The 1,117-nt window shown below is 66.3% G+C and carries 1 protein-coding gene; it reads right to left on the minus strand.

All coding sequences use genetic code 11. From position 1 onward, the window contains the following. On the minus strand, positions 1-1,006 hold a 1,006-nt coding region (locus ACFQ53_RS17710; RefSeq protein WP_377862292.1), incomplete at its 3' end, for an IS481 family transposase. Between the last annotated feature and the right edge of the window lie 111 nt (positions 1,007-1,117).

Below are 1,117 nucleotides of genomic sequence, written 5' to 3' on the forward strand. Positions count from 1 at the left end.
TGTAGTTGGTCATGACGTTGTCGATGCCGGTGGGCAGGCGTGAGGCCGGGGGCTGGTCGCCGCAGGCGGTGTGGGGCCGATGGTAGTTGTAGTGATGGACCCAGACCCCGAGCGCCTCGACACGCTGAGTCTCGCAGGTGTAGTCGCGGGCGTAGAGGCACTCGTCGGTGAGGATCCGCTGGTAGCGCTCGACCTTCCCGTTATGCCGTGGCGTGTAGGGCCGGGTCCGCTGGTGGCGGGAGACGAACGCTCGGGTGGCCTGGGCGAACGCGGCGGAGCGGTAGTTGCTGCCGTTGTCCGTGACCAGACGCGTGATCTTGCTGATGCCGTGGACGGCGAAGAACGTCCGGGCGCGGTGGAAGAAGCCAATGGTCGTGGCCGCTCTCTCGTCGGGCAGGACCTCGGTGTAGGCCAGGCGGGAGAACCCATCGATCATGGAGTGGAGGTAGGCGTAGCCGACTTTCTGCTTGTGTGCGCGCTTGCCGGCCAGGGCCTGCTCGCTGCCGCGGCCATGGGCTTTCCAGCCACCGCCGTCCGGGATCTTCCCGGACTTCTTCACGTCCATGTGGACCATGTGCCCGGCATAGCGGGCGATGATCTTCCCTGGTGAACGCAGATTCTCGCCATCCGGGGTGATGTCACGGATCCGATTCAGACCCAGACGGTCCAGCCAGCGCGTCACCGTCCGCACGCAGCATCGGAACCCATGGCCGTCGGCCAGTTCCCGTGCGATCCGGCGGGCGGACCACTTCTTGTTCCGCCTCCAGTCCTCGATTAGCTCCACGACCTGCACGGGCAGTCGCGTGGGGCGATGCGCGGGAGCACTCGAGCGGTCCTCCAGAGCGGTCTCGCCATCGGCTCGATACCGCGCGACCCACTTCGACAGAGTCGAGCGGGCGATATGGAACTCCGCCGCGACATGCGCGATCGGGCGTCCTCTCTCGAGGACCTGCGCGACAGCACGCTGTCTTCCGAGCACGGTCAGCGGGGCATTACGGTGGGGCATGGAACGGGTCTCCTCCCGGACGACGGTTGCTTAGACACCACCCATCGTGCCGGTCAGGGGCCCGTTCCTTCTATCCCCGTCCCGGTGACCACAACGTCATGACCCGCAACA

This window comes from Brachybacterium sp. NPDC056505, from assembly GCF_042794925.1.
Lineage (GTDB): Bacteria > Actinomycetota > Actinomycetes > Actinomycetales > Dermabacteraceae > Brachybacterium > Brachybacterium kimchii.